Consider the following 19,747-nt stretch of genomic DNA (forward strand, 5'->3'; position numbering starts at 1 on the left):
CGAAATGCCGCACACCCTGCACGCCCTCTCGACCGGGGTGATCAACGAGTGGCGGGCCACGCTCCTGGTCCGCGAGACCGCCTGCCTGACCCTGGCCGACCGGCAGAAAGTCGATGAACAGATCGCCGGGAACCCCGCGGAACTGGAACAGCTCGGAGACCGGAAGCTGATCGCCCGGATCAAGTCCCTGTCCTACGGTCTGGACCCGCATGCCGTGGTCAACCGTGCCGCGCATGCCGTTTCCCAACGGTATGTGTCCTGCCGTCCGGCCCCGGACACCATGACGTATCTGACCGCGCTGCTGCCGGTGGCGCAAGGGGTGGGGGTCTTCGCGGCGTTGACCCGGGACGCGGACCGGCTGCGGGCGTCCGGGGACCCGCGGACGAAGGGCCAGATCATGGCCGACACCCTCGTGGAACGCACCACCGGGCAGGCCCGGGCCGAGGACGTGCGGGTCGAGGTGCAGCTGATCATGACGGACCGGACCCTGCTGCACGGCATCCTGCCCCCAGACACAAACACAGGCACAGACGCGGGCACGGGCACAAATACAGGCACGGGCACAAATACGGACACGGGCACGAATACAGTTGCGGACACGGCTGCGGAGCTGGACGCTGCCAGGACATCTGCGGACACCAAAGACCCCGAGACCACGAGCTGTGGCGGGATAGCAGCCGGCCGGCAAACGGAATCCTTCGTGCCCGACGGAGCCGAACCGGCCGTGCTGGCCGGATACGGAATCGTTCCCGCGCAGTGGGCCCGGGACCTGATCCGCGGTCCCGACCCGGTTCCGGACGATGCCAGCCCGGACAACCCGGATCCCGGGGACAGAGACCAGGCCCGGAGTCCCGCCCCTGATCCGGCCCGTGGTCCCGCCCCTAATCCGGTCCGCGATCCCGCCACTAATCCCGCCCGTAATCCGGCCCCTAACTGGGCCCGTGATCCGGGCAGCGCCACAGCCGGCTGGGGTACCGTGGCGCGGCGGCCCGATCCGCGCACCGAAGTCTGGCTCCGCCGGCTCTACGTCGCACCGAACTCCGGGCAGCTGACCGCGATGGATTCCCGGGCACGGCTCGTACCCGGCGGCCTGGCCCGGCTGATCGCAGCCCGCGACCAGATCTGCCGAACCCCGTGGTGCGGAGCACCGATCCGCCACTACGACCACATCACCCCCGTCCGCAACGGCGGACCAACCAGTGCCGAGAACATTCAAGGACTCTGCGAGGCCTGCAACCAGGCCAAGGAAGCACCAGGCTGGAGCGCACACGCGGTCGGGGATCGCCAACCGGACCGCCACACAGTGGACACGATCACTCCTACCGGACACACCTACCGGTCCGCGGCGCCGCAACTCCCGGAATCAGCTGCTTCCCGTGCTTCCACAGCGCCAATCGCGAGGTCTCCCGGCACCGGTGAAGCCAGCACAGCTTCCAGCTTCACACTCAGCCGGAGGAGTTCACACTCTGCCCGAGACAGTCGTGTGACCTAAACTAAAGCCATCGACACCCCCTCATTTTGGAGAATTGCGTGAGCTCACAGCCGCTGAACCGTGTTCCTATCCGCCGGGCCCTGATCTCGGTCTACGACAAGACGGGCCTGACGGAACTCGCGCAGGGCCTGGCTGCTGCCGGAGTGAGCATCGTGTCCACCGGATCCACCGCTAAGCAGATTGCCGCAGCCGGAGTCGAGGTGACCGAGGTAGCCGATGTCACCGGATTCAACGAGTGCCTCGACGGTCGGGTCAAGACACTGCATCCGCGTATCCATGCCGGGATCCTCGCTGACCGCCGCCGTGAGGATCACGTGGCGCAGCTTGAGGAAATGGAAATTGAACCCTTCGATCTGGTGGTCGTAAACCTCTACCCGTTTGTCCAGACCGTGAAGTCCGGCGCCAGCCAGGACGAGGTGGTCGAGCAGATCGACATCGGCGGACCGTCCATGGTCCGCGCCGCTGCCAAGAACCACCCATCGGTGGCCGTCGTGGTGGACCCGGACAAGTATGCCGCCGTGGTTACGGCTGCCGCAGAGGGTGGCTTCGATCTGAACCAGCGACGCCGCCTGGCCGCCGAAGCGTTTGCCTCCACGGCAGCCTACGACACTGCGGTTGCCGCGTGGACTGCGGAACAGTTCGGCGACGGGACTGAGGAAGGCTCCAGCTGGCCGGCCTACACCGGCCTGGCTCTGGAACGGTCCGAAGTGCTGCGCTACGGCGAAAACCCGCACCAGGACGCGGCCCTCTATGTGGACAAGAGTGCTCTGCCCGGGGTTGCCCAGGCCGACCAGCTGCACGGCAAGGCGATGTCTTACAACAACTACGTCGACGCCGATGCCGCCCTGCGCGCGGCCTTTGACTTCGACCTGCCGGCCGTCGCCATCATCAAGCACGCAAATCCCTGCGGTGTGGCGGTAGCTTCCCCGGGTGCAGCCGATCCCATCGCCGACGCGCATGCGAAGGCCCACGCCTGTGACCCGGTTTCCGCTTTTGGCGGCGTCATCGCTGCCAACCGCACGGTCACGGCAGGAATGGCCACCTCGGTCAAGGACATCTTCACCGAAGTGGTGATCGCTCCCGACTTTGACCCCGAGGCCGTGGAAATCCTCTCAGCGAAGAAGAACATCCGCCTGTTGACGCTGCCGGAAGGCTATGGCCGGAACGTTGCAGAATTCCGCCAGGTCTCGGGAGGCATGCTGATCCAGAAGTCCGACAAGATGCAGGCCGAAGGGGACAACCCCGAGAACTGGACCCTGGTGTCCGGCAGCGCCGCCGACGAGGCTACGCTGGCCGATCTCGCCTTTGCCTGGACGGCAGTGCGCGCGGCCAAGTCCAACGCCATCCTTCTGGCACAGAACGGTGCTTCCGTAGGTGTGGGCATGGGCCAGGTCAACCGGGTGGATTCCTGCCGGCTCGCCGTCGAGCGCGCCAACAGCCTGGGCGGCCCGGACGAGGACCGCGCCAGCGGTTCCGTGGCGGCGTCGGACGCCTTTTTCCCCTTTGCCGACGGACTGCAGATCCTCATCGATGCCGGCATCCGCGCCGTCGTCCAGCCCGGGGGATCCATCCGCGACAGTGAAGTCATTGAAGCAGCCAACGCTGCAGGCGTGACCATGTACTTCACCGGCGCCCGGCACTTCTTCCACTAAGAGCCGCACCCCGCCGGCAGCTGATCTCCGGGACCGCGCGAGTCATCTGCCGTCCCGGAGTTTAGGGCGGCCCGAGTGGGCTGTGGCATAGTTGGACACAAATACAGACCAAAAAGACGGGCTCCGTCATGCCATTCGGCATGCACGGGCGCCCACCAACACACAAGGAGACCGTGTGGCTGAGAAAATCAAGGTTGTGGGTTCTGTTGTAGAACTCGACGGCGACGAGATGACCCGTATCATCTGGCAGTTCATCAAGGACCGCCTGATCAACCCGTACCTCGACGTAGACCTGAAGTACTACGACCTCTCCATCCAGAACCGCGATGCCACTGATGACCAGGTCACCATTGATGCTGCAAACGCCATCAAGGAACACGGCGTGGGCGTCAAGTGCGCAACCATCACTCCGGATGAAGCCCGCGTCGAAGAATTCGGCCTGAAGAAGATGTGGGTTTCCCCGAACGGGACCATCCGCAACATCCTCGGCGGCGTTGTCTTCCGCGAACCGATCATCATTTCCAACATCCCGCGCCTGGTGCCGGGCTGGAACAAGCCGATCATCATTGGCCGCCACGCACACGGCGACCAGTACAAGGCCACCAACTTCAAGGTTCCCGGTGCCGGCACCCTGACGCTGACCTACACCCCGAAGGACGGCGGGGAAGAAATCAAGACCCAGGTCGTCACTTACGGTGACGACGGCGGCGTGGCCATGGGCATGTACAACTTCAACGACTCCATCCGCGACTTTGCCCGGGCGTCCTTCGCCTACGGCCTGCAGCGGAACTACCCGGTGTACCTCTCCACCAAGAACACGATCCTGAAGGCCTACGACGGCCAGTTCAAGGACCTGTTCCAGGAAGTCTTCGACGCCGAGTTCAAGGACCAGTTCGAAGCAGCCGGCCTCACCTACGAGCACCGCCTGATCGATGACATGGTGGCCTCCGCGATGAAGTGGGAAGGCGGCTACGTCTGGGCCTGCAAGAACTACGACGGCGACGTCCAGTCCGACACCGTGGCGCAGGGCTTCGGCTCGCTGGGCCTGATGACCTCAGTGCTGATGACCCCGGACGGCAAGACCGTCGAGGCCGAAGCAGCACACGGCACGGTCACGCGCCACTACCGCCAGCACCAGCAGGGCAAGCCCACCTCCACGAACCCGATCGCCTCGATCTTCGCGTGGACCCGTGGCCTGATGCACCGCGGCAAGCTGGACAACACCCCCGAGGTCATCAGCTTCGCTGAAACCCTCGAAGACGTTGTCATCAAGACCGTCGAGTCCGGCAAGATGACCAAGGACCTCGCGGCCCTGGTCGGCCCGGAGCAGGGATACCTGACCACCGAGGAATTCCTCGCTGAGCTCGATGCCAACCTGAAGACCCGCCTGGGCTAAGCTCCGGACGCTTCAACGCACGACGACGGCGGCGCCTCACCTGACAAGGGTGGGGCGCCGCCGTCGTTAAAGCCGGTCCGTTAGATGCCCGAACCCTGGTCGCCGGAGGAAGCTGGTCCGGTTCCGGAACCAGAGCCGGACCCGGAGCCGGAGCCGGAACTGCCCGAAGCGGAGCCGGATCCCCCCGAACCGGAGCTGCTGGAAGCCGAGGAGCTCACCGATTCGGAACTGGACTGGCCGCTGATGGTATTCGAATCCTTGTAGGAGGAAGACACCTCGATCTTGCGCGGCTTCGCCCGTTCGCTGACCGGAATCAGTACGCTGAGGACGCCGTTCTCGTACTTGGCGGAGATGCCCTCAATATTGATTCCCTGACCGAGGTTCAGCTGGCGCAGGAACGAGCCGGACTCACGTTCCCGGGTCAGCCAGGTGACGGTGTCAGCCGCCTGGATGGTGCGCTCAGCCCGGATGGTCAGCAGCTGGCCGTCCACATCCACGTCGACGGAACCCGGATCAATGCCCGGAAGATCGGCATTCAGGATGTAGTGGTCGCCCTCACGGTAGAGGTCGATGGGCATCAGCCGCAGCCGCTGCCGGGGATCAAGCAGGGCTCCTGCCATCCGGTCGAGCTCTCGGAATGGATCGAACTTCATGGCCATTTGTCATCAACTCCTTACGCCCACCTGCAAGGCAGGCGAATCGATATTCGGAACTTCAGAACGGTCGATAACTTGAGTCGTCTCGGCTCAAGAATGAAATTAGATTAGCACTCGGCATATGTGAGTGCCAGAACCTGGAGGAGTTTTTGGGCCCGGAGAGGCAATATTTTTTTCTTCGGATCCGTCAGTCCACCGGCCACTCATGGACCGGGGCATTGGTGTGCATATTCTCCCAGTACCGCTTGGACATTTCGGCCAGGGCAGCGGTTCGTTCCATGCCCTGGCTCTCAAGCCGCCGCAGGTAGGCGATCTGCCAGGATGCTCCGTTTTGTTCGGTGCGGGCCCTTTCCCGGATGACGTCCAGATAGCGGCCGATCAGCTGGTCGTCCACGCCGAGCTCCTGGAGCCCTGAGGCCGCCTGAGGAATCAGATGCCGAATGATCAGTTCTGCGACAGGTATTTCACCGATGCCCGGCCAGTAGAGGGTAGCCTCCAGTCCCAAGCGTGCGCAGGTCAGGAAGTTGTCCGCGGCGCTCTTGAAAGCCATTCGGCTCCAAAGCGGGCGGTCAGCGGTCCGCAGGTACTGGACCAGGCCGTAGAAGAACGCTGCGTTGGCGACCACATCCAGCACCGTCGGCCCGGCGGGCAGGACCCGGTTCTCCAGCCTCAGATTGGGGGCATGTTCGCCGGGGTCGTAGATCGGCCGGTTCCAGCGGTAAACCGTTCCGTTGTGCAGGCGCAATTCCGGGAGCAACGGCGCTCCGGCGGCAGTGGAGCCTCCGCTGCTGCGGGACAGCTCCGGCAGCAGCGCCGGAAAGTAGCGGACATTTTCCTCGAAGAGGTCAAAAATCGAGGTGATCCACCGTTCGCCAAACCATACCCGCGGTCGCACCCCCTGGTTCCTCATCTCCGGCGGGCGGGTGTCAATGGCCTGTTTGAAAAGCTCAATCCGGGTTTCGTGCCAGAGGATGTGCTCCAAGAAAATGGGGGAGTTGGCTGCCAGGGCAATCTGCGGAGCGGCGATGATCTGGGCGGCGTTCCACGCCGGAGCAAAGTCCTCCGGACTGACCTCCAGATGCAGCTGTACCGAGGTGCATGCCGCCTCGGGGGAAATGTTCTTGGCGTAGAACGACAGCGGCTCCGCTCCGCGGAGGTCCACGTGCACATCTTCCCCGCGCGCCTGGAGAACCGACGTGTTCAGGGCTGCATACCGCTTGCCGGCGCTGAGCCACTCCTTGTCCTCCAGCAGGGCCGGCTGGAGCGTGGGCAAAATCCCGACCATGAGAATTTCGGTGTTCACTTCGGCAGCGCGGGTGTCAGCCCGGTTTAGCTGATAACGCAGGGAATCTTCGAGATCCCGCAGGCCACGGCCGCCGATGGCCAGGGCAGGGTGGTTCATTTCGATGTTGAACGCACCGATCTCGGTCTGGAAGGCCGGATCGGCAATTTGCTGCAAAACAGCAGTGTTTCGGAGTGCCGGGGAGAAGTCCTGATTGGTCAGGTTCAGCTCAAGCTCGAGGCCAATGCTGGCGGTGTCGGCGAATGTTGCCGTTGAAAGGTAACCGGCAAACCGGTCGAGGTTTTCGAGCAGGCGCTGGCGGTATCGCGTGCGCTGCTCCCGGCTGTACGTTTTGCTGTTAACTTCGGCGCCCATCGTCTGAAGATAACCATGGGCGCCGAGGGATGTATAGCGTGCCCCGCCCGCAAAACTGAAAATGACGGGCGCCGGCGAGGCAAAAAGACGCTTCAGCGTGTTGCTGCCACCGGCCCGGACGCCGCACGGGGCCTGCGGATCCACAGCGTCGGCTGCAGTGGCACAAGCGGTGGTGCATTACCGGGCCGGCCGCGGTGCCCCGCTGCTCTGTCCGGGCGGACGGCCGGGCTGTATTGTAAGTGTACTTACTACGACTTTACGAACGCGTACTAAGTGTGCTTATTATCGTGTAAACAGTGCAGCTGATTCCCAGCGGCACAGGATTCTGATTCTTCATCCGCAACGATTCAGGAAAGAGTAGTGACGATGACGGAAAACGAGTGGCCCAGAGACGGAAGCCATGCAGCGACCACACCCCAGGGCGGTTCATCCGACACCAAGTCCGCCAAGGCCGGTGCAGCTAAGGACGAGGCCTCAGGGCTTGCGCAGGACGCCGCCGGCAGCGCCCAGCATGTCGCCGAAACAGCGAAGTCCGAGGCCGCCGACGTCGCCTCTGAAGTGACGGCCAACGCCAAGGACCTGTTTAATCAGGCCCGCAGCGACCTCACCGACCAGGCGGGCGCCCAGCAGCAGAAGGTCGCCGAAGGACTCCGGTCCGTGGCGGGCGAGCTGCAGTCGATGGCTGATAACTCGGATCAGCCCGGAGTCGCTTCGGACCTGGTCCGTCAGGCAGCGGAACGCTCCTCGTCAGTGGCCGAATGGCTCGACAGCCGCAACCCCGGTTCCCTGGTCGAAGAGGTCAAGGGCTTCGCCCGGCAGCGTCCGGTTGCCTTCCTCGCCCTCGCCGCCGGTGCAGGCTTCCTTGCCGGGCGCTTGAACAAGGGCCTGAGTGCAGGTCTGCCCGCAGGCACGGCCACCGCCGCACCGGCCGCCCCGCGGACCGGCACGGTGACCACGCCCGAAACCATTTACCCGCCCGCGCCGACCGAGCAGCCCACCTACACGGGCACGGGCACCGTGAACGCAGGGGGAGCGGCCAACGATCCGTTTGGCGCGGAACCCACGCTTCCCGCGGGACGTCCGCCCTCCTCGGATGACCAGCTGCCCGCTTCGGGAACCCGGGGCAGCGATCCGTTTAGCGGTGGCCAGCACTGATGAGTAGCGAAATCCCTGAACCGCCCCCGACGAAGGCTGAGAGTACGTCCCTTGGGGACCTGCTGGGGCAAGTAACCGCGGACATGTCCACCCTCATGCGTCAGGAGGTGGAACTGGCAAAGGTCGAGCTGAAGCAGTCTGCCACCCGTGCGGGCAAGGGGGCAGGGATGTTTGCCGGTGCAGCAGTGGCCGGCTACTTCGTCCTGCTGTTCCTCTCGATCGCGCTCTGGCAGGCCCTCGGGCACCTGATCGGCTTGGGCTGGTCAGGGCTCGTGGTCGCTGTGATCTGGGCGATTATTGCCGCTGTCCTGGCGATGCGTGGCCGCACTGAAATGCGCAAGGTCCGAGGCATGCCTCAGACGTCGGAGACCCTGCAGGAAATTCCCGGAACCCTTAAACCGAATGAGGACCCACGATGAGCGACAATCCCGACGCTATCCGAGCAGACATTGAAGAGACCCGCCGCCGCCTCGGAAGCAACGTAGACGCCGTAGCGGACAAAGTCACCCCGTCCCATATTGTCCAGCGGCAGACCGACAAGGTGAAGGACGCCGTGTTTGGTGTCAGGGACAACGTAAAGGACAAAGTGATGGGAGCAGCTGATTCTATGACTGACAAGGTTCAGACCGGCACGGGCACCGCCTCCGACGGTCTCTCGCGCGCCGGCACCGCAGCAGGTGAAGCGCCGCAGAAACTCACCGCCAAGGCGCAGGGCAATCCCATCGCCGCAGGGCTCATCGCGTTTGGCGCGGGGCTGCTGGCAGCCTCCCTGATCCCGGCCAGCGAGAAGGAACGCGTAGCTGCGGACAACCTCAAGACCGCGGCCGAGCCGCTGACCTCCCAGGTCACCGACACAGCCAAGGAAATGGCGCAGGGCCTCAAGGAGCCGGCTCAGGAAGCCATGGAAAACGTGAAGGCAACGGCTGCTGAAGCGGCTCAGAACGTCAAGCAGGAAGGCCAGAGCGCTGCCGATGATGTGAAGGGCAAGGCCTCAGACGCACAGGACAACGTCCGGAACGCCTGAGTTTTCCCTTCCGCCAGACCCCACGAAGTCTCATGACCTGAACAGGAGATTCGAATGGAAATTGGCAAGCAGCAGATCATCGATTTGATCAAGAAGCGCGGCGGCGACGACAAGGCCGGACAGGCTGAGGCGGAGTTGCCGGATCAGGTGGACACGGAGAAGGACTCGGGCCTGCTTAGCAAGTTCGGGATTGACCCCAAGGACTTGCTGGGCAAGATTCCCGGCCTGGGCGGTCTCGGCGGCTAACTGCACCGTAACCGAAAACCGAAATAACACCGATCTACGGAAGCGGTCCTGCCTCCCGCGGGACCGCTTTCCTGTGGGCTCGGTGCCCGGTTGGGCCGCTGCTCGCCGGCCGGACGTCGTCGGCGGGATACCGCACACCCATCTGGGATCTGGCGTTGTCAAAAAGGCGCATTGTCTGCAGCGAGTGGTCCCAGCTCATGGTGGGGGACTCCGGCAGGCCTGACTGAATGCAGCGGGTGGCTTCGCGCAGCTCGTACGTGTAGCCGTTGCCGACCTGCGGAAACCGCTCCACCCGCTCCTCGCCCTGATACGGCGAAACGGTCAGTTCCACCGGGTTGTGCAGCGGCGCTCCGGTCCGCAGCCACCCCTTGGTTCCGGAAATGGTGGCAGTGCGGGTACCCGAGGAAACCAATGACGACATCAGCTGGGCAGCGGCACCGGAGGAGTACGTCAGGAGCAGGGCGTTTTGCTTGTCGATGCCGTCGCCGGTGAGGGTTCCGACGGCGGACACCCGCTCCGGAAATCCCAAGGCGCCAACGGCCAGCGTGAGCGGATAAACGGTGAGATCCAGCAGTGCTCCGCCGCCGGCCTCCGGGTCCCACCAGCCGGCGGGACTGCCGGCAGCCGGGAAGCCCAGGTCTGCCTGAATCCAGCCCACGTCACCGAGCTCGCCGCTGGCCAGGATTTCCCAGATCCGGTTGACGCAGGGCAGGAACCGCGTCCACACGGCCTCCATCAGGAAAAGCCCGCGGGAGGCCGCGATCCCGATGAGGTCCTCCGTCTCCCGGGCGTTGATGGTCAGGGACTTCTCGCAGACCACATGCTTCCCGGCCAGCAGCGCAGCCCGGGAAATCTCATAGTGCTGCGCGTGCGGGGCAGCCACATAGACGACATCAACCTCCGGATCGTCCACGAGCTGGCGGTACCCCTTGCCCCGCTCGGTGTCGAAGCACGCACGCGCAAATCCGAACCGGTCGGCGAACTCCACCGCTGAGGCCTCGCCGCGCGAACTTACGGCCTGCAGCACAGCGTCCTCCAGCCGGGCGATGTCCTCGGTAACTTTGGCGGCGACATTGCCCGTCGCGACCACACCCCACCTCAGCGTTCTTCCGGTTTTCCGAACCGGGCTCGGTGCCCCCGGAGATACACACGGCGGCGTGGGAATGTGCGGGGCGTTCATGGTCCTCTTCTCTGAGAAGCACTCGCAAGTGCGTTTCTCACTCTAGGGTCCATGCCGCACGGCGCCTAGGGACTGCTCCAACCCAGGGGCCGGAGTCCGGAAAAAAGCGGCCCCGGCCCAGCCCGTCAGGTGTGCAAAGCCGGCGGAGTCAGACCGCGTGCAACGCCTCGCGGTGCGCGGCCGCCGTCTCGAGGTAGTTCGCCGCGTTGGCCCGGACGCCGTCGAACTCGTCATCGGTGAGCTGGCGCCGGACCTTGGCGGGCACCCCGGCGACCAGGGAACGCGGCGGGATGAGTGTGCCTTCCAGGACGACGGCGCCGGCGGCCACCAGCGAGCCGGCACCCACCACGGCGCCGTTCATGACCGTGGCGCTCATGCCGATCAGGCAGTCGTCCTCGATGGTGCAGCCGTGGACCACGGCGTTGTGGCCGATGCTGACGCGCTCGCCGACGGTGGTGGGGAATCCCGGATCGGCATGGAGCACCACGTTGTCCTGCAGATTGCTGCCGGCGCCGACGCGGATGGAATTGGAGTCTCCGCGGACGCAGACTCCGTAGAAGGCGCTGGATCCCGGGCCCATGACGACGTCGCCGATCAGCGAGGCGGTGGGGGCGAGGAAGACTGACGGGTCGATGTCCGGGGTCTTGCCCCGGAGTGAAATAACGTGTGCCATCCGGTCAGCCTAGCCGGGCCCCGCCGCCGGAGTGGTGACGGCGGGGCCGGGCGGACCGCCGTGTCAGTTGAAGACGATGGTCCGCTTCCCATCCAGCAGTACCCGGTGCTCGGCGTGCCACTGCACAGCCTTGGACAGCGTCCGGCCTTCGACGTCGCTGCCCAGTGCGGCCAGCTGCGGGGCGGAGCGGGCGTGGTCCACGCGGATAACTTCCTGTTCGATGATCGGTCCTTCATCCAGGTCCGAGGTGACGTAGTGCGCGGTTGCGCCGATCAGCTTCACGCCGCGGGCGTGTGCCTGGTGGTACGGCCTGGCACCCTTGAACGAGGGCAGGAAGGAATGGTGGATGTTGATCGCCCGGCCGGACAGATCACTGCACAGGTCGTTGCTGAGGATCTGCATGTAGCGGGCCAGCACCACCAGCTCGATGTCCAGGTCCTGCATCAGGCCGCGCAGTTCATTTTCTGCCGCCTCCTTGCCGGCCGGGGTTACCGGAATGTGGTGGAACGGGATGCCGTAGAAGGCGGCCAGCCCGGCGAGGTCCTTGTGGTTGGACACAATCGCCGGAATCTCGATCGGCAGGGTTCCGGCACGCTGGCGGAAGAGGAGGTCATTCAGGCAGTGGCCGGACTTGGAGGCCATGATCAGGGTGCGCACCGGAGCGCCGGCGGTGAACAGCTGCCACTCCATGCCGAAGGCCCGGGCCACCGGCGCCAGGGTTTCCCGGACTTCCGCGCGGGTGCCGGGGGCGGTGAAGTCCACGCGCATGAAGAAGGTTCCGGTTTCGGCGCTGCCGTACTGCTGGGATTCAGTGATGTTTCCCCGCGCGGCGACGAGGCCGCCGGAGACGGCATGCACGATGCCCGGTTGGTCCGGGCAGGACAGGGTGAGCGTGTAGGCGGAAGCGGCGGGGGCCATGGCTGTGGCAGGGGGAGTGGGAAAGTCAGTCACCCTTTCAAGGTTACCTGCCGGACAGGGGCTCCCTTAGGCTAAGAAAATGGACGTAACCTTCATGCCGCTCTCTGACAGGGACGACGAAGAGCTGGTCAAGTTCCTGACCACCAACAGCTTTCCGTACCACCGCATCACGGCGCCTTCCGAGGAGCTGGTGCGTCAGCTGATTGTGGACGGGCGCTTTGAAGCCGACGGCGTCTGCACCTACTGGGTCTACGGCGACAACCGCCGGCTCGGCCTGGTCATCGTGGAGCGGCTGGAAAGCCAGTGCCCCACCTTCGACCTGCGGTTGTTGGAGGAAGCCCGCGGGCACGGCGCAGGGGTGCCGGTGCTGCAGGCCCTGACCGGGTTGGTCTTTGCCGACCGGCCGGCGGCTAACCGGTTTGCCGGCCGGACGCGTGAAGACAACACGGCCATGCGCAAGACCTTCCTCCGGTCGGGGTTCCTGAAGGAAGCCCACTACCGCGATGACTGGCTGCTGGACGACGGCGGCCGGATCGCCTCGGTCACCTACGCGATGCTGCGCAGCGACTGGGAACAGGGGACCCTGACGGGGTTCGACTGGGAGGACGTGGAGTAAGCCGCCTAGCCCGTTCCGAGCAGCTCCAGTGCAGCCGTCGCCGCCGCCCGTCCCGCCCGGGTGGCGCCGAGCGTAGAGGAAGACTCTCCGTAGCCCACCAGGAACAGCTGCGGCAGCTTCTGTACGCGGGGACCGTCCATGCGGATGCCGCCCCCGGGCTCCCGCAGGTGCAGGGGAGCGAGATGATCCAGCGAAGCACGGAACCCGGTGGCCCAGAGAATAACGTCGGCTTCGGCTGTGCTGCCGTCGGCGAAGACCGCCCCGTCCGCGGTGATTCGGGAAAGCGGACCGCGGGAGACGAGGACGCCGTCGTCGATCCCTTGCTGATAGGCGGCGGTCAGCGGCAGTTTTGTCGCGGCCACGACGCTGAGCGGGGGAAGCCCGGCCCGTGTGCGCTCGCTGACCTGCCGCTCGACGTCCCGGCCCCAGTCCGCGTCAAAGGGCGTGCGGGTGAAGTCGGGCGGCCTGCGGGTGGACCAGATGGTGCGGGCACCGGCGTCGTGCAGCTGCAGCAGGAACTGCACCGCAGACGTTCCGCCGCCCACCACCAGGACGCGGCGGCCGGCGAAATCCGCGGCGCTGCTGAAGTCGTGGGTGTGCAGCTGGGTTCCGCCGAAGTTCTCCCGCCCCGGATAGGACGGCCAGTGCGGCTTGTCCCAGGTTCCCGTGGCATTGATGACCGCCCGCGCCCGCCAGGAGCCACCGCTGGTTTCGAGGCGCAGCCTCCCCTTCCCTGCGGGGGAGACCCGGTGCACGCGGACCGGCCGCTGCACGTGCAGCCCGAACTCGGTTTCATAGTCGCCGTAATAGCGGGTCACGACCGACGACGCCGGTTCCCGGGGATTCGGGGTGCCCAGCGGCGAACGGGGCAGGTCGTGGATTCCGTGGACGGAGCCGAGGGTCAGCGAATCCCAGCGGTGGCGCCAGGCACCGCCGGGTCCTTCGTTGGCATCCAGCACGACAAAACCGGACCCCGCCGCCAGGCCGCGGCGCTGCAGATAGTAGGCGGCGCTCAGCCCGGCCTGTCCGGCACCGATGACGGCGACCTCCACTTCGACGCCGTCCGCTTGGTCCTGCCCCATCGCCCTGCCCTCTTCGTCAATTCCGACTGGTTCCGCTCGGTTCCGCTCCGTGCGCACCTGGTACAACCCGCCCGCCCCCGGAACCTATTCCGCCGCACCGGCATCCGGCAGCGCTCATCCGGTACGATCGATATGTCGCAACTGGCGTTGGGTGGGTCACCACCAGGGAGCGGCGAAGCACCACAGACCACGGATCGCACGCCTGGGCCGACGGTCACGCCTTCTGTTCGTCATGCCCGGATCTCCGGGGGTGCCGGCAGGTAGCCTGACCCATAGAACCCCTTCCTCAGGAGATCCTTGTGAGACTGTCCACCCAGCCCGTGACTGACGCCAAATTGTCCGACGTCGATCCGGAAATCGCCGCCGTCCTGAACGACGAGCTGGCTCGCCAGCGCAACACGCTGGAAATGATCGCGTCGGAGAACTTCGCCCCGCGGTCAGTCCTGGAAGCCCAGGGCTCCGTCCTGACGAACAAATATGCCGAGGGATATCCGGGCCGCCGCTACTACGGGGGCTGCGAGCACGTCGATGTCGCCGAGAACCTGGCGATCCAGCGGGTGAAAGCCCTGTTCGGCGCCGAGTTCGCCAATGTCCAGCCGCATTCCGGAGCCTCCGCGAACGCCGCTGCCCTTGCCGCGATGATGTCGCCCGGCGACAAGCTGATGGGACTGAACCTCGCCCACGGCGGCCACCTGACCCACGGCATGAAGCTGAATTTCTCCGGCAAGCTGTACGAAGTGGCCGCCTACGGGGTGGATGAGGACACCTGCCGGGTGGACATGGACAAGGTCCGCGAGCAGGCCCTCGCGGAGCGCCCGCAGGTTATCGTCGCCGGCTGGTCCGCCTATCCGCGGCAGCTGGACTTTGACGCGTTCCGCTCCGTCGCCGATGAGGTCGGTGCGCTCCTGTGGACCGACATGGCACACTTTGCCGGCCTCGTGGCCGCCGGCCTGCACCCGAACCCGGTGCCGGCCTCCGACGTCGTGACCTCCACCGTGCACAAGACCCTCGCCGGTCCGCGTTCGGGCATCATCCTGGCCAAGGAGCAGTTCGGGAAGAAGCTGAATTCGGCCGTCTTCCCCGGCCAGCAGGGCGGCCCGCTGATGCACGTCATCGCTGCCAAGGCCGTGGCGTTCAAGATTGCCGGCTCAGAGGAATTCCGGGAACGCCAGGAACGCATCCTCGAGGGCGCCCGGATCATTGCGGACCGCCTGAACGCCGCAGACGTCGCCGGAAACGGGGTGTCAGTCCTCACCGGGGGCACCGATGTGCACCTCATCCTGGTGGACCTGCGCCACTCGGCGCTGGACGGAAAGCAGGCCGAGGACCTGCTGCACTCCGTGGGCATCACCGTGAACCGCAACTCGGTACCGTTCGATCCGCGCCCGCCGATGGTTACTTCCGGGCTGCGGATCGGCACCCCGGCCCTGGCCACCCGCGGCTTTGGGGCACAGGAGTTCACCGAGGTGGCGGAGATCATTGCCGCGACACTGAAACCGGCCCCCGACGTCGACGCACTGCGGGCGCGGGTCACCGCGCTGGCCGAGAATTTCCCGCTGTATCCGGGACAGGAAGAGTGGTAACGAGCATGGAGAAGGGAAGCAACATGGAAGGCACGAAGGACAGCTTGGAGAACGGCGTGAACCTCGGCTGGGAGAAGAAGGAACGGACCGACTTCGGCACCCCGGTCGCCGCCCGGATCCTCGACGGCCGCAAGGCTGCCAAGGACATCAAGGACGAACTGGCGCAGCGCGTCGCGGTCCTGAAGGACGAATACGGCATCACTCCGGGACTGGGAACCGTGCTGGTGGGTGAGGATCCGGCCTCGCACTCCTACGTGGGCGGCAAGCACAAGGACTGCGCTCAAGTGGGCATCAACTCGGTCCGCCGGGACCTGCCGGAGGACATCAGCCAGGAAGACCTGGAAAAGGTGATCGACGAGCTGAATGCCGACCCCGGCACCACCGGTTACATCGTCCAGCTGCCGCTGCCGGCGCAGATCGACACCAACGCCATCCTGGAACGGATCGCCCCGGAAAAGGATGCCGACGGCCTGCACCCGGTGAACCTGGGACGCCTGGTCCTCAACGTCAGCGAACCCATGACCTCGCCGCTGCCCTGCACCCCGCACGGGATCGTGCAGCTGCTGGTGCGCAACGGCATCTCGCTCACCGGCAAGAACGTTCTCGTGGTGGGCCGCGGCGTGACGGTGGGCCGGCCGCTGGGCCTGCTGCTGACCCGCCGGCCGATCAACGCCACAGTGACGCTCGCGCACACCGGAACCGTGGACCTGCTGGAGCACCTGCGCGCCGCCGACGTGGTGGTGGCCGCTGCCGGATTCCCGGAAATGATCAAGGCCGAGGACCTCAAGCCCGGAGCCATCGTGCTCGACGTCGGAGTCACCCGGGTCACCGATCCGGACACCGGCAAAACCACCCTCACCGGTGACGTGGAGAAGGCCGCGGCCGACGTCGCATCCTGGATCTCCCCGAATCCCGGGGGAGTGGGCCCGATGACCCGGGCCATGCTGCTCTCCAACGTGGTGGAAGCCGCGGAGCGCGCCGCCGGGATCCTTCCCTAGGCACGTCCCGAGCACCTCCGGAAGGCCCCGCGGACGCCCTGTTCCGCGGGGTCTTCATCTTTGCACTAGGCTGTTGCTGTGCCGCAGATCACACCGACCGCAACTGTCCCCAGGACCGCCTCCTCAACCGTCATCTCCGCCCGGAACCTCCGCAAAACCTACGGCGATTTTGCCGCCGTGGACGGGATCAGCTTCGACGTCCCGGCGGGGGAGTCCTTCGGGCTCCTCGGCCCCAACGGCGCCGGCAAGTCCACCACCATGAAAATGATCGGCGGCGTGTCATCGCGCTCCTCCGGGGACCTCACCGTCATGGGACTGGACCCGGACCGGTACGGACCCGAGGTGCGCGCCCACCTGGGGGTGGTGCCGCAGCAGGACAACCTTGATGAAGACCTGCGCGTGCGTGAGAACCTCCTGGCCTACGGCCGGTACTTCGGCCTGCCCAAGAGCTATCTGGGCCCCAAGGCGGACGAGCTGCTGGAATTCGCCCAGCTCACCGACAAGGCCAAGGCCAAGTTGGAATCCCTCTCCGGCGGAATGAAGCGGCGGCTGACCATCGCCCGGTCGCTCATCAACGACCCCAAGATCCTGCTGCTGGATGAACCCACCACGGGACTGGACCCGCAGGCACGGCATATCCTCTGGGACCGGTTGTTCCGGCTGAAGGAAGCCGGCGTCACACTGATCCTGACCACCCACTACATGGACGAGGCCGAGCAGCTCTGCGACCGCCTGGTTGTGGTGGACAAGGGAAGGATCATGGCGGAAGGATCTCCTGCCGCCCTGATCCGTGAGTACTCCACCCGGGAGGTGCTGGAACTGCGCTTTGGTTCCGAGCGCAACACCACGGTGGCAGGCGAACTGCAGGGAATCGGGGACCGCCTCGAAACCCTCCCGGACCGCGTCCTGATCTACGCAGACGACGGCGAGGCCGCCCTGGAAGCGGTCAGCTCCCGCGGGCTGCGCCCCATTACCTCGCTGGTGCGCCGCTCCTCCCTGGAGGACGTGTTCCTCCGGCTCACCGGACGGAGCCTCGTTGACTGAGCGGCAGCCATCAGGCGCGCCGGTGGGGGAAGCGGGGACAAACCGGGATGCCGTGCTTGGTCTGCGTTCTCCGCTGACCCCGGAGCAGACAGCTGCCCGGGCGAAGCGCTTCGGCGCCATCTACTATGCCGAGCACTGGATCAGGCGCATGCGCGGCTACGGCTGGACCGTGCTCATGACGGCGGTGGGCACCCCTCTGGTGTACCTCTTTGGCATGGGCGTGGGGCTGGCGTCGCTGGTGGACAGCGGCGATGCGGCGTTCGACGCCGGCAACGGGACCACAGTCTCCTACCTCGTCTTCGTGGCACCGGCCCTGCTGGCCACCGCCGCCATCATGGTGTCGACCGAAGAAAACACCTACATGGTGATGGGCGGCTTCCGCTGGCAACGCACCTACTACGGTCCCAACGCGTCGCCGCTGTCCAGTAACCAGCTGGTGGACGGGCACCTGATCGGATTCTCGGTCCGGATGCTGATTACCACCGCCCCGTACTTTGTGTTCCTGCTGCTCTTCGGCGCAGTGGAGCAGCCGGGCACCGGCTGGCTGATGATTTTCACCGCGATTCTCGGCGGCGTGGCCTTCGGGCTGCCCCTGCTGGCCTTCAGCGCGTCGCTGGAGCAAGACAAGGGGCAGTTCGCCATGGTGCAGCGCTTCATTGTGATGCCGCTGTTCCTGTTCTCCGGCACCTTCTTTCCGCTGGATGCCCTGCCCGGGGCCATCCGCTGGATCGGCTGGATTTCTCCGCTGTGGCACTCCACCGAGCTCGGCCGGGTCCTCAGCTACGGCTACGCCGAACCGCCGGCGCTGACCGCTGTGCACGTGGCGTATTTGCTGCTCCTGGCCCTGGTCGGCTGGATCCTGGCGCGCCGGAACTTCACTCGAAGGTTGGGAAAATGACGACGCAGCTGGAGCCGGCTGACCGCTTTTTGGGCTCACTCTATGCCCGCAACATCCGTGCCGTCTTTGCCCGCGGGCTCAAAGCCACCTGGGGGAGCAACTGGTCAATCATGATCAGCGGATTCGTGGAACCGGTGCTCTATCTGATGGCCATGGGCATTGGATTGGGATCCCTGATTGGCACTGTTGCCGGCCCGGGAGGCGAACAGATCGGGTACGCCAACTACATTGCCCCGGCGCTGCTGGCCGTCTCCGCGATGAACGGTGCCGTCTATGACTCCACCATGAACGTGTTCTTCAAGCTGAATTACGCCAAGCTCTACGAAGGCATGCTCGCCACGTCGCTGGGCCCGTTAGACGTCGCGCTCGGGGAAATCCTGCTTGCCCTGCTGCGCGGGGCCATGTACGCCACCGGCTTCACGGCCGTCATGGCGGCCATGGGCCTTGTGACCTCTCCTTGGGCGCTGCTCATGATTCCCGCCGCCGTGGTGGTGGCCTTCGGCTTTGCCTCCTTCGGCATGGCGATCACCAGCTGCATGAAGACCTTTCAGCAGCTGGAGTGGGTGAACTTTGTCATGCTGCCCATGTTCCTGTTCTCCGCGACCTTCTATCCGCTGAGCGTGTACCCCGGGGGCGTCCAGTGGGTGATCCAGGCGCTGCCGCTGTGGCACGGGGTGGAAATGATGCGCCAACTCAGCGTGGGGCTGCTGACCTGGTCCACCGCGGGACACCTGCTGTACTTCGTGGTGATGATCGGGCTGGGGCTGGTGGTCACGACCCGGCGTCTTCGGGTCCTGTTCCTGAAGTAACGGTGCCTGAAGCAGCGGACAGCTCCTGCCACACGGACCGGAAGATCTGCTCGGTGGCGGCGCCAAAGAGCACGAAGTCCACCGACCGAACGGTGCGGGCCGGATAGTCCCGGACCGTGCTCAGCCCCACCCGGGCCACCGTCGCCGGGTTCCAGCCGTAAACGCCGGCGCTGATGGCGGGAAAGGCCACGGTCTCGGCGCCGAGCTCCTCGGCGATGTCCAGCGCCCGCCGGAAGCAGGAGGCCAGCAGCGCCGGATCGGTTTCCCCGGCGCGGGCGTTCGGGCCAACCGTATGGATGACCCAGCGGGCAGGAAGGTCGAAACCCGGGGTGGCCGCAGCCTCGCCGGTGGGCAGGCCCTGCGCCCAGGTCCCTGACCGCAGCTCCCGGCAGGCTGCCAGCAGGGCCGGTCCCGCGGCGCGGTGGATGGCGCCGTCCACGCCGCCGCCGCCAAGCAGTGAGGAATTGGCGGCGTTCACGATGGCGTCGGCTGTGCTGGCGGTAATGTCTCCGGCGGTGATGTGAATCTGCATGCGGCCAGTCTTCCACCGGTTCGGCCGGGCCCGCCAGTTCCCCTCTGAACCCGGTGCAGCTGCGCCGCTGCCTTCCGCAACCGCAGGCGGAACGGGATCATGGGACGAAAGGGCGCCGCCGTGTGCCGGACCGCCG

Annotated in this window: 19 protein-coding genes, 1 pseudogene and 1 riboswitch; of the genes and pseudogenes, 13 read left to right on the forward strand and 7 right to left on the reverse strand. The window is 65.7% G+C overall.

Features of this window, described 5'->3' with window-relative positions; all coding sequences use genetic code 11:
* From QNO00_RS07125 to QNO00_RS07135, 3 genes are all read left to right on the forward strand, one after another.
* The coding region (locus tag QNO00_RS07125; RefSeq protein ID WP_284024078.1) for an HNH endonuclease at positions 1-1,492 on the forward strand (1,492 nt) is incomplete at its 5' end.
* Positions 1,493-1,530: 38 nt separating this feature from the next.
* Positions 1,531-3,144, forward strand: a complete 1,614-nt coding sequence (gene purH, locus QNO00_RS07130) for a bifunctional phosphoribosylaminoimidazolecarboxamide formyltransferase/IMP cyclohydrolase (protein WP_284024079.1) — start codon at positions 1,531-1,533, stop codon at positions 3,142-3,144.
* Positions 3,145-3,319: 175 nt separating this feature from the next.
* Positions 3,320-4,540 (forward strand): NADP-dependent isocitrate dehydrogenase, encoded by a 1,221-nt coding sequence (locus QNO00_RS07135; RefSeq protein WP_284015433.1) that lies wholly within the window; start codon positions 3,320-3,322, stop codon positions 4,538-4,540.
* Between the two features lie 266 nt (positions 4,541-4,806).
* Here QNO00_RS07135 and QNO00_RS07140 read toward each other — a convergent pair.
* A pseudogene (locus tag QNO00_RS07140) lies at positions 4,807-5,199 on the reverse strand (Hsp20/alpha crystallin family protein); the annotation flags it as partial.
* A 184-nt stretch (positions 5,200-5,383) separates the two neighbouring features.
* Positions 5,384-6,853, reverse strand: coding sequence for a glutamate-cysteine ligase family protein (locus QNO00_RS07145; protein WP_229964614.1), 1,470 nt, complete (start codon positions 6,851-6,853; stop codon positions 5,384-5,386).
* 366 nt (positions 6,854-7,219) lie between these two features.
* On the opposite strand from QNO00_RS07145, the gene QNO00_RS07150 reads away from it, so the two are divergent.
* Genes QNO00_RS07150 through QNO00_RS07165 form a run of 4 tightly spaced genes read left to right on the forward strand, consistent with a single transcriptional unit; the run spans position 7,220 to position 9,278 of the window.
* Positions 7,220-8,008 carry a hypothetical protein gene (locus QNO00_RS07150; RefSeq protein ID WP_284024319.1) on the forward strand — a complete coding sequence of 263 codons (789 nt, stop codon included), beginning with the start codon at positions 7,220-7,222 and terminating at the stop codon, positions 8,006-8,008.
* Positions 8,008-8,427, forward strand: coding sequence for a phage holin family protein (locus QNO00_RS07155; protein ID WP_229964615.1), 420 nt, complete (start codon positions 8,008-8,010; stop codon positions 8,425-8,427). The genes QNO00_RS07150 and QNO00_RS07155 overlap by 1 nt, the downstream gene beginning before the upstream one ends.
* Entirely contained in the window at positions 8,424-9,032 is a 609-nt protein-coding gene (locus tag QNO00_RS07160; RefSeq protein WP_284024080.1) for a DUF3618 domain-containing protein, read from the forward strand. Before QNO00_RS07155 ends, QNO00_RS07160 begins: the two co-directional genes overlap by 4 nt.
* Positions 9,033-9,086: 54 nt before the next feature.
* The gene (locus QNO00_RS07165; RefSeq protein ID WP_284024081.1) at positions 9,087-9,278 is read left to right on the forward strand and encodes a hypothetical protein; all 192 of its coding nucleotides are present in this window, start codon (positions 9,087-9,089) and stop codon (positions 9,276-9,278) included.
* Positions 9,279-9,312: 34 nt separating this feature from the next.
* Here QNO00_RS07165 and QNO00_RS07170 read toward each other — a convergent pair whose 3' ends face one another.
* The 3 genes from QNO00_RS07170 to purU all read right to left on the reverse strand — a co-directional run bounded on the left by QNO00_RS07170 (position 9,313) and on the right by purU (position 12,049).
* Complete coding sequence (locus tag QNO00_RS07170) at positions 9,313-10,368, reverse strand: Gfo/Idh/MocA family protein (RefSeq protein ID WP_284024082.1); 1,056 nt, start codon at positions 10,366-10,368, stop codon at positions 9,313-9,315.
* Between the two features lie 238 nt (positions 10,369-10,606).
* Positions 10,607-11,131, reverse strand: a complete 525-nt coding sequence (locus QNO00_RS07175) for a gamma carbonic anhydrase family protein (RefSeq protein ID WP_284024083.1) — start codon at positions 11,129-11,131, stop codon at positions 10,607-10,609.
* A 63-nt stretch (positions 11,132-11,194) separates the two neighbouring features.
* Positions 11,195-12,049 carry a formyltetrahydrofolate deformylase gene (purU, locus tag QNO00_RS07180; protein ID WP_229965034.1) on the reverse strand — a complete coding sequence of 285 codons (855 nt, stop codon included), beginning with the start codon at positions 12,047-12,049 and terminating at the stop codon, positions 11,195-11,197.
* A 79-nt stretch (positions 12,050-12,128) separates the two neighbouring features.
* Here purU and QNO00_RS07185 point away from each other — a divergent pair, with 79 nt between their 5' ends.
* The gene (locus QNO00_RS07185) at positions 12,129-12,665 is read left to right on the forward strand and encodes a GNAT family N-acetyltransferase (protein ID WP_229964620.1); all 537 of its coding nucleotides are present in this window, start codon (positions 12,129-12,131) and stop codon (positions 12,663-12,665) included.
* 5 nt (positions 12,666-12,670) lie between these two features.
* Here QNO00_RS07185 and QNO00_RS07190 read toward each other — a convergent pair whose 3' ends face one another.
* Positions 12,671-13,747, reverse strand: coding sequence for an NAD(P)-binding domain-containing protein (locus QNO00_RS07190; protein WP_284024084.1), 1,077 nt, complete (start codon positions 13,745-13,747; stop codon positions 12,671-12,673).
* A gap of 127 nt (positions 13,748-13,874) precedes the next feature.
* A riboswitch (ZMP/ZTP riboswitch) is annotated at positions 13,875-13,962 on the forward strand.
* Positions 13,963-14,046: 84 nt separating this feature from the next.
* Here QNO00_RS07190 and glyA point away from each other — a divergent pair.
* The 5 genes from glyA to QNO00_RS07215 all read left to right on the forward strand — a co-directional run bounded on the left by glyA (position 14,047) and on the right by QNO00_RS07215 (position 19,079).
* Positions 14,047-15,330: a serine hydroxymethyltransferase gene (gene glyA, locus QNO00_RS07195; RefSeq protein WP_502863194.1), complete on the forward strand. Its 1,284-nt coding sequence runs from the start codon at positions 14,047-14,049 to the stop codon at positions 15,328-15,330.
* 5 nt (positions 15,331-15,335) lie between these two features.
* Positions 15,336-16,328 carry a bifunctional methylenetetrahydrofolate dehydrogenase/methenyltetrahydrofolate cyclohydrolase gene (locus QNO00_RS07200; protein ID WP_284024085.1) on the forward strand — a complete coding sequence of 331 codons (993 nt, stop codon included), beginning with the start codon at positions 15,336-15,338 and terminating at the stop codon, positions 16,326-16,328.
* Between the two features lie 78 nt (positions 16,329-16,406).
* Entirely contained in the window at positions 16,407-17,372 is a 966-nt protein-coding gene (locus QNO00_RS07205; RefSeq protein WP_229964623.1) for an ABC transporter ATP-binding protein, read from the forward strand.
* Positions 17,365-18,270 carry an ABC transporter permease gene (locus QNO00_RS07210; RefSeq protein WP_229964624.1) on the forward strand — a complete coding sequence of 302 codons (906 nt, stop codon included), beginning with the start codon at positions 17,365-17,367 and terminating at the stop codon, positions 18,268-18,270. The genes QNO00_RS07205 and QNO00_RS07210 overlap by 8 nt, the downstream gene beginning before the upstream one ends.
* On the forward strand, positions 18,267-19,079 hold the full coding sequence (locus tag QNO00_RS07215; RefSeq protein ID WP_229964625.1) for an ABC transporter permease: 813 nt from the start codon (positions 18,267-18,269) through the stop codon (positions 19,077-19,079). The genes QNO00_RS07210 and QNO00_RS07215 overlap by 4 nt, the downstream gene beginning before the upstream one ends.
* On the opposite strand, the gene QNO00_RS07220 is transcribed toward QNO00_RS07215, so the two are convergent.
* Positions 19,042-19,611 (reverse strand): O-acetyl-ADP-ribose deacetylase, encoded by a 570-nt coding sequence (locus tag QNO00_RS07220; protein WP_284024086.1) that lies wholly within the window; start codon positions 19,609-19,611, stop codon positions 19,042-19,044. The two genes, QNO00_RS07215 and QNO00_RS07220, sit on opposite strands and share 38 nt — an antisense overlap.
* Positions 19,612-19,747 lie beyond the last annotated feature (136 nt).

It is taken from the genome of Arthrobacter sp. zg-Y1219 (genome assembly GCF_030125545.1).
Lineage (GTDB): Bacteria > Actinomycetota > Actinomycetes > Actinomycetales > Micrococcaceae > Arthrobacter_B.

Bases quoted from the DNA above. Each gene is read 5' to 3' on its own strand.
- QNO00_RS07145 (WP_229964614.1), bottom strand. From the start codon at position 6,853: ATGGGCGCCGAAGTTAACAGCAAAACGTACAGCCGGGAGCAGCGCACG.
- QNO00_RS07150 (WP_284024319.1), top strand. From the start codon at position 7,220: ATGACGGAAAACGAGTGGCCCAGAGACGGAAGCCATGCAGCGACCACA.
- QNO00_RS07155 (WP_229964615.1), top strand. From the start codon at position 8,008: ATGAGTAGCGAAATCCCTGAACCGCCCCCGACGAAGGCTGAGAGTACG.
- QNO00_RS07160 (WP_284024080.1), top strand. From the start codon at position 8,424: ATGAGCGACAATCCCGACGCTATCCGAGCAGACATTGAAGAGACCCGC.
- QNO00_RS07165 (WP_284024081.1), top strand. From the start codon at position 9,087: ATGGAAATTGGCAAGCAGCAGATCATCGATTTGATCAAGAAGCGCGGC.
- QNO00_RS07175 (WP_284024083.1), bottom strand. From the start codon at position 11,131: ATGGCACACGTTATTTCACTCCGGGGCAAGACCCCGGACATCGACCCG.
- purU (WP_229965034.1), bottom strand. From the start codon at position 12,049: ATGGCCCCCGCCGCTTCCGCCTACACGCTCACCCTGTCCTGCCCGGAC.
- QNO00_RS07185 (WP_229964620.1), top strand. From the start codon at position 12,129: ATGGACGTAACCTTCATGCCGCTCTCTGACAGGGACGACGAAGAGCTG.
- QNO00_RS07190 (WP_284024084.1), bottom strand. From the start codon at position 13,747: ATGGGGCAGGACCAAGCGGACGGCGTCGAAGTGGAGGTCGCCGTCATC.
- QNO00_RS07200 (WP_284024085.1), top strand. From the start codon at position 15,336: ATGGAGAAGGGAAGCAACATGGAAGGCACGAAGGACAGCTTGGAGAAC.
- QNO00_RS07215 (WP_229964625.1), top strand. From the start codon at position 18,267: ATGACGACGCAGCTGGAGCCGGCTGACCGCTTTTTGGGCTCACTCTAT.
- QNO00_RS07220 (WP_284024086.1), bottom strand. From the start codon at position 19,611: ATGCAGATTCACATCACCGCCGGAGACATTACCGCCAGCACAGCCGAC.